The following is an 8462-nucleotide window of genomic DNA, read 5'->3' as shown; positions in this document are numbered from 1 at the left end:
CCAGATTGAAAGAGGGCGCCCCGACGGGGCGCCCTCTTTTTTCATGTCGCGTTGTGTTTCGCGATCATCGGACACGGACTGCCCGCCCGACGGAGCGCGCAGACCGCAGCGCCTCGACAGCAGACCATCGGCGGCGTCACGCGCCCTGCGGATACGTCCCCGGAATCAGCACATCGCGCCCGACATTGCGAATGTCGGTGTGGCCGCAGAATGCCATGGTGATGTCCATCTCGTTGGCGATGAGTTCCAGGCACTTGCTCACGCCCGCCTCGCCCATGGCACCCAACCCGTAAAGGAAGGGACGACCGATCAGCGTGCCCTTCGCGCCGAGCGCCACGGCTTTCAGTACGTCCTGCCCGCTGCGGATGCCGCCGTCCATCCACACCTCAATGCGGTCACCCACGGCCTCGACGATGCCCGGCAGGGCATGAATCGACGACGGCGCACCGTCGAGCTGACGGCCGCCGTGGTTGGAGACGATCAGCGCATCCGCGCCGCTGTCGGCGGCGAGGCGCGCGTCTTCTTCGTCCATGATCCCTTTCAGGATCAGCTTTCCACCCCACTGCTTCTTGACCCACTCGACGTCGGCCCAGCTCAGCGCCGGGTCGAACTGCTCGGCGGTCCAGCTCGACAGCGAGGACATGTCGCCCACGCCCTTGGCATGCCCGACGATGTTGCCGAAACTGCGACGCTTCGTGCCGAGCATGCCGAGACACCAGCGCGGCTTGGTCGCGAGGTTGATCATGTTCGCGATGGTCGGACGCGGAGGTGCCGACAGGCCGTTCTTGAGATCCTTGTGACGCTGGCCGAGGATCTGCAGGTCAAGTGTGAGCATCAGGGCTGAGCACTTTGCCGCACGTGCGCGCTCGATGAGGCGGACGATGAAATCGCGGTCTCGCATCATGTACACCTGAAACCAGAATGGCGAAGTCGTATGCGCAGCAATGTCCTCGATCGAGCAGATGCTCATCGTCGACAGGGTGAAGGGCACGCCAAACTTCTCCGCGGCACGCGCCGCCAGGATCTCTCCGTCGGCATGCTGCATGCCGGTCAGCCCAGTGGGCGCGATTGCCACCGGCATGGCAACGTCCTGCCCGACCATCTTCGTGCGCAGGCTGCGACCTTCCATGTTGACCGCCACACGCTGGCGCAACTTGATCGGCTGAAAATCGGATTCGTTGGCGCGGTAGGTGCTCTCGGTCCACGAGCCGGAGTCGGCGTAATCGTAGAACATGCGCGGCACGCGCTTTTCGGCAAGTCGTCGCAGGTCTTCGATGCAGGTGATCACGGGCATATGCGGGTCTCCGGATATTCTTCTGGATTGGGTGGGCTGAAACTGTCAGGCCTTGATCGTCGCCCGGAAACGCTCGCAGCGGTCGGAAGGATTTTCAGCTGCGACGGGAAAGAAGTTCCGCTCCTTCCTGCGCCGCTGCGGCACACACCTCGCGCAGCCAGTCTGCAAAAACCGAAGCAGGCCCCTGCGGCGACGCGGTGGCGATGTAGTACTGGGTGCGCGCCTCGGCCTGAATCCCGAACAAGGGCTGCAGCGCGCCACTGCGCAACCATTGCCGCGCCAGCGACGGCCGCCCCGGCGCCACCCCCTGCCCGCTCGCCGCGGCCTCCAGCAGCAAGCCGAGATCGACCAGACGCGGCCCGACCGCCGGCTCTTCCAGACGCCCCAGACCGGCGACCTCGAACAGCGGCGCCCAGGGTTCCAGCGGCGTGCGCAACAGGGGCAAACCGGCGAGGTCGGCCGCAGTGCTCAGCGGTCCAAGCGTGCTCAGCAGCGACGGCGATGCCAGCGGCACGACCCTGTCCTGCATCAGCACATCGCCGCCATGGGCCGCAAGGTCGCCATGACGCACCTCGATCTGGGCATCGTCTGCGCCTTGATCAAGGTAGGGCACGCTGAGCACGATTTCGAGTTCAATCTGTGGCTGGGCGCGGGTGAAGGACGCCAGCGCGGGCACCAGAATCTGTCGCGCAAACGTCGGCGGCGCGCACACGCGCAAACGCTCGACACGCTGCGAGGCGCGCCGGTGCAGGGGCACGGCAGCGAGCAGGCCGAGCGCCGCCCGCACCTGCTCCAGATACTCCTTGCCCAGCGCACTGAGCCCGAGCACCTTGCCGCCACGGACCAGCAGGCTCGCACCGAGCAAATCCTCGACCGTAGACACGCGCTTGCTCACCGCGCTCGCCGTCACGTTGAGCTCGTCGGCCGCGCGCTCGAAGCTGCCCAGCCGCGCCGCCGCCTCGAAGGCGCGCAATCCGTCGATGGAAGGGAAGCGAACGTCGGCAGGCAGGGTCATTTTCTGGCGAATCTGGCATTCTGGCGTGGGTTCAAGGCTATCACGCCCGGCCCGGATGCCGCCGGGTCGTCCGCCTCCAGGCGTAAAAAAGCCGGCCACACGGGCCGGCTTTGTCGTCTTACGGCTCAGGGCCGCTTAGTGCGTGGCCTTGAACACCTGACGGTAGTGATGCAGCAACGGCTCGGTGTAACCGCTGGGCTGCACGCAACCTTCAAAGATCAGGTCGCGCGCGGCACGGAATGCAACCGAGGCAGCAAAATCCGGCGCCATCGGGCGATAGGCGGGATCGCCGGCATTCTGGCCGTCCACCACCGCAGCCATACGGCGCAGGGTTTCCTCGACCTCCGCCGGCTGCACCACGCCATGACGCAACCAGTTGGCGATGTGCTGGCTGGAGATGCGCAGCGTCGCACGGTCTTCCATCAGGCCGACGTTGTTGATATCCGGCACCTTGGAGCAACCCACGCCCTGCTCCACCCAGCGCACCACATAACCCAGGATGCCCTGACAGTTGTTGTCGAGTTCCTGCTGGCGCTCTTCCGCCGACCACTTTGCTTCCGCAACCACCGGTACGGTCAGCAGACCGTCCAGCAGGCTGTCGTACTCGGCATCAAGATCGATCTTTTCCAGTTCCTGCTGCACGGCCTGAACATCGACCTGGTGGTAGTGCAGCGCATGCAGCACGGCGGCGGTCGGCGACGGCACCCATGCGGTGTTGGCACCAGCCTTCGGATGACCGATCTTCTGTTCGAGCATCGCGGCCATCAGGTCGGGCATCGCCCACATGCCCTTGCCGATCTGAGCCTTGCCGCGCAGGCCGCAGGCCAGGCCGACCAGCACGTTGCTGCGCTCATACGCCTGAATCCATGCCGAGGACTTCATGTCGCCCTTGCGCATCATCGGGCCCGCTTCCATCGCGGTATGCATCTCGTCGCCGGTGCGGTCGAGGAAGCCGGTATTGATGAAAGCCACGCGATGGCTGGCCGCGGCGATACAGGCCTTGAGGTTGATACTGGTGCGACGCTCCTCATCCATGATGCCCATCTTCATCGTGTAGCGCGGCAGCCCGAGCAGGTCCTCGACACGTCCGAACAACTCGTCGGCAAACGCGACTTCGAGTGGTCCGTGCATCTTGGGTTTGACGATGTACATGCTGCCGGTGCGCGAGTTGCCCTTGCGCTCCCGGTCGTGCAGCGAGATCAGGGTGGTGACGACGCCATCCAGAATGCCTTCCGGAATCTCGTGGCCCTCGCCGTCGATGATGGCCGGGTTGGTCATCAGATGACCGACGTTGCGGATGAACAGCAGCGCACGGCCATGCAGACGCAGCGCGCCGCCGTCTGCAGCGGTGTATTCGCGATCGGCGTTGAGACGGCGGACGATGGTCTTGTCGCCCTTGGCCACTTCTTCGGTCAGCGTACCCTGCATCAGGCCCAGCCAGTTGCGATACACCACCACCTTGTCTTCAGCGTCGACTGCAGCGATCGAGTCTTCGCAGTCCATGATGGTCGACAGTGCGGCTTCCATCAGCAGGTCGTTGATGCCGGCCGCATCGGTCTTGCCGATCATGCCTTCGCGATCGATCTGGACTTCGATATGCATGCCGTTGTTCTTGAGCAGCACGGCCGTGGGCGCAGTGGCCTCACCAACGAAACCGACGAACTTCTCGGCTTGCTGCAGGCCGACGGTGCTGCCGTTCGCGAGCCTGACCGCGAGCTTGCCATCGACGACGGCGTAAGCGGCGGCATCGGCATGCGAAGCACCGGCCAGCGGCGCGGCCTGATCGAGCACCTGGCGCGCGAACGCGATGACCTTGGCGCCGCGAACCGGGTTGTAGCCCTTGGTGATCTCTGCGCCGTCGGTCTGGGCGATGGCATCGGTTCCGTAGAGGGCGTCGTACAGCGAACCCCAGCGTGCGTTGGCGGCATTGAGCGCATAACGTGCGTTCATCACCGGCACCACCAGTTGCGGGCCGGCCTGCGAGGTGATTTCGCTGTCCACGTTGGCGGTATCAACGCTGACCTCAGCCGGGGGCGGCAGCAGATAGCCGATCGACGTCAGGAAGGCACGATACCCCCCCATGTCTTCGATCGGACCCGGATGTTCGCGATGCCAGTTGTCGAGCTCGGTCTGCAAACGGTCGCGTTCGGCGAGCAGCGCACGATTTTTCGGCGCAAGATCATGCACCAGCGCATCAAATCCGGCCCAGAAGGCGGCTACATCGACGCCGGTACCCGGCAGAGCTTCGGTTTCGATGAATGTCTTGAGCTTGGCAGCCACCTGCAGGCGCCCGCAGTTCACGCGTTCGGTCATGTCTCTCGTTCTCTCGTTGTCGTTGATCAACAGGCTTGCAGCAGCGCCACGGCCCTGCGCACCCGCAGCAGATCACCCCGGACACACCGGTCTGATCGCCACGCCAGCACAGAAGGATAAACGCTCGCCGCCTTTGCGGGTAGATCAAGGTGCCTTTACGACCGAAATCGCCTGCAGTGCAGCACGCCCGCGGACCGGCTCGCACAGGTGCGAAACCGTCGGTCCGGCCACGAAATCGAGGCCCAGCGCATGTACAAGCGTGCGCTCCTGCTGCTTGATGCGGCGCAGGTTCGCAAGCTTCACCGGGCCGAAGCCTCGAATACCGTCGGCCAGACCTGCCAGCTCGATTGCCTGCGACATGTTCACGCTCGTGAGCCGCGGCAGCAGCGCACGGACGGTTCGGGCGTAGTCCGCAGCCAGTTCGCGCTCCATGCGACGCTCCTCGCTGCGTCCGAAGATGTCGAGCACCGTGCCACGCACGACTTTGGCCCGTGCCAGCAGCCTGAGGAGCGGCATCAGACGCGGGCCGAAGGTGAGCTTGCGCGGACGCCCATTGGGGCCGGGACGTGACAGCAGCGGCGGCGCCATATGAAACTGCAGACTGAAGTCACCCTCGAACTGCTCGTTCAGCGCTGCATCGAACTGCCCGGCGGTAAACAGCCGCGCAACTTCGTACTCATCCTTTATCGCCAGCAAGCGGGCATGGACACGCGCCACCACCGGGCTCAAGCGCAGGACGCCAAGCTCGCCCACGAGCTTGCGCTCGGCCCGTTCGACCTCGTCCACCAGCGCCCGGTACTGACTGGCATAGGCGGCACTCTGATAGGCGGTGAGCATCGCGACCCGTGCATCGACCAGTGCCGCCAGGGATTCGCCCTGCCCCTCGTCGGGCTGCACAGCGGAATCGTGCGTAGTGCCGGCAAGCGCCGCCAGCCCTTGCGGATCGCCCGCGGCGAGGCGCCCGAGGCTGAACGCGGTGAGATTGGTGGCCACCGCCACCCCGTTGAGCTCGATCGCGCGCGCCAGCGCCTCAAGCGAAACCGGCACCAGCCCCTGCTGCCAGGCGAATCCCAGCAGCAGGATGTTCGCGCCTATCGTGTCGCCGAGCATGCGCACCGACAGCGCCTGTGCATCACAGGTACTGAGCTGTGCCGCGCCTGCGGCATAACGGATCTTTTCCAGCAGCGCCTCAACATGAAGGTCGGCCTCGGGATCGAGCACGAACTTCGCGGTCTGGATCTCGTGCAGATTGGCGACGACGCGGGTGCGCCCATGCTTGATCGTCTGCAGCGCATCGTTGCTCGCGCCCACCACCAGATCGCAGGCAATCACCGCATCGGCCTGCTGGGTGTCGATCCGTACCTGATTGAGCGCGCGGGAATCGGTCGCCATGCGCACGAAGGACAGCACCTGCCCGCCCTTCTGCGCGAAGCCCATGAAGTCGAGCACAGACGCAGACTTGCCCTCCAGGTGCGCCGCCATGGTGACGAGCGCTCCCACCGTCACGACACCAGTGCCACCGACACCCGTCACCAGCAGATCGTAGGGGCCGCTCCATTCGTGCTTCGCCGGCAGCGCAAGCGCCGCCACCCGCGCCTGCAGCCTGTCCTCGTCGAAGCTGGCACCGACCGCCTTGCGCACCTTGCCACCGATCACCGACACGAAGCTGGGGCAGAAGCCCTCGACACAGGAATAGTCCTTGTTGCACGAGGACTGGTCGATCATGCGCTTGCGCCCCAGCGGGGTATCCAGCGGCACGATGGACAGGCAGTTGGACTGCTTGCCGCAATCGCCACAGCCTTCGCACACCGCTGCGTTGATGAACAACCGGCGGTCGGGATCCGGGTAAGCCTTCTTCTTGCGCCGGCGCCGCTTCTCGGCCGCGCAGGTCTGATCGTAGATCAGCACACTGACGCCTTTCACCTCGCGCAATTCGCGCTGCACGGTGTCGAGTTCGCTGCGGTGATGAAAGCTCGTGCCACGCGGGAACTGGCCTTCGTGTCCCTTGAACTTCTCCGGCTCGTCGCTGACCACCACCACCCTGCGTGCGCCTTCGGCCTCGACCTGACGCGCGATGGCATCGACCGTCACCGTGCCGTCTACCGGCTGCCCGCCGGTCATCGCCACCGCGTCGTTGTAGAGAATCTTGTAGGTGACGTTGGTCCGCGCCGCAATCGCCTGGCGGATGGCGAGAAAGCCGGAGTGAAAATAGGTGCCGTCGCCCAGGTTCTGGAATACGTGCGGGGTGCGGGTAAAGCCCGAATGCGCCACCCAGTCCACACCCTCGCCCCCCATCTGAATGAGGCCGGTGGTCTCGCGGTCGGGCATCCACGAGGCCATGAAGTGGCAGCCGATGCCGGCCTGCGCATGAGAGCCCTCGGGCACACGGGTCGAGGTGTTGTGCGGACAGCCGGAGCAGAAGTACGGCACCCGGCGCACCCCGTCAGCCGCGTTCGACAGCAAGGTCGGCGCGGTGAAATCCTCGACGTGCTCGCGGCGATCGAGCACGGGACGATGGCGCGCCAGCCAGTCGGCCAGCACCGGCATCACCCGCGACGGTCGCAACTCGCCCAGTGCGGACAGCAAGGGCGCACCGCACTGCGCGGTCTTGCCGAACACCTGCGGTCGGCGCGCAGGGTCGTCGTTATAGAACAGGTTCTTGATCTGCTGCTCGACGAAAGGCCCCTTCTCCTCGACCACCAGGATTTCCTTCAGGCCGGCGGCAAAGGCACGCATGCGCCCCGGCTCAAGCGGAAAGCTCTGACCCACCTTGTACAGGCGGATGCCATTGGCCTCCAGATCATCCATGCCAAGCCCGAGTCGGCGCAGTGCTTCGAGCAGGTCGAGGTGCGCCTTGCCACAGGTCACGATGCCGACGTCGGCTGACGTCGCCGGACACAGCAGGCGGTCGATCGAGTTGTGGCGCGCGAAATGACGCGCAGCGTCGAGCTTGGCGGCGAGGCGCTGCTCGATCACCAGGCTTGGCAGATCGGGCCAGCGATAGTGCAGCCCGCCTTCTGGTGGCGTGTAATCCGCTGGCGCCTCGAAGCGGGCCCGAATCGCATCCAGATCCACCGTAGAGCCGCTCTCGACCATCTCCGAGATCGCCTTCAAGCCTACCCAGCAACCGGAAAAGCGCGACAGTGCCCAGCCATACAGACCAAACTCGATCATCTCCGCCACCGAGGCCGGATTGAGCACCGGCAGGCTCCACGCCTGCAGGGTGAAGTCGCTCTGGTGCGGCATCGACGACGACACGCAGCCATGATCGTCACCGACCACCGCCAGCACGCCACCGTGCGGCGACGCCCCGTAGGCATTGCCGTGGCGCAGCGCGTCGCCGGCCCGGTCCACGCCCGGCCCCTTGCCGTACCAGATCGCAAATACGCCATCGACGGTGCGCGCTTCATCGCGCTCGACCTGCTGCGAGCCGAGCACGGCAGTCGCCCCGAGTTCCTCATTGACGGCAGGCAGAAAGCGGATGCGGTTGGCATCGAGCAGGGTTTTCACTTTCCACAGCTGCTGGTCGTAGGCGCCGAGCGGTGAGCCGCGGTAACCGCTGATGAAGCCGCCGGTGTTCAGTCCCGCTGCGCGGTCAAGCGCGGCCTGCATCAGCGGCAGGCGCACCAGCGCCTGGGTACCGGTCAGGAAGACCTGGCCGCGAACGGCCTCGAGATTGTCGGCAAGGCGGTAGTCGCGATTCACCGCTGTCACCGGCGCGGCTGCGGCCACGGTGAGCGTGTTCATGGGCGTGTCTCCTGTTGTGGTCCGACACACTGCCCACAGCGCGCCGGCCTGCTTTTATCAGCTTTGATTCGTATTGCCGGGTTTGGCTCCCGG

Annotated in this window: 4 protein-coding genes; all 4 read right to left on the bottom strand. The window is 65.3% G+C overall.

Going from position 1 to position 8462, the window contains the following annotated elements; translation table 11 throughout:
• Positions 1-136 precede the first annotated feature (136 nt).
• Entirely contained in the window at positions 137-1294 is a 1158-nt protein-coding gene (locus tag AC22G6_RS17595) for an alpha-hydroxy acid oxidase (protein WP_487367849.1), read from the bottom strand.
• Between the two features lie 94 nt (positions 1295-1388).
• Entirely contained in the window at positions 1389-2309 is a 921-nt protein-coding gene (locus tag AC22G6_RS17590; protein ID WP_487367848.1) for a LysR substrate-binding domain-containing protein, read from the bottom strand.
• A gap of 135 nt (positions 2310-2444) precedes the next feature.
• The gene (locus tag AC22G6_RS17585) at positions 2445-4622 is read right to left on the bottom strand and encodes a malate synthase G (protein ID WP_487367847.1); all 2178 of its coding nucleotides are present in this window, start codon (positions 4620-4622) and stop codon (positions 2445-2447) included.
• Between the two features lie 144 nt (positions 4623-4766).
• Entirely contained in the window at positions 4767-8369 is a 3603-nt protein-coding gene (locus AC22G6_RS17580; protein ID WP_487367846.1) for an indolepyruvate ferredoxin oxidoreductase family protein, read from the bottom strand.
• Positions 8370-8462 lie beyond the last annotated feature (93 nt).

The organism is Parazoarcus sp. PS-13 R2A (assembly GCF_057621855.1).
This window is presented reverse-complemented; position numbering and strand designations above follow the sequence as displayed.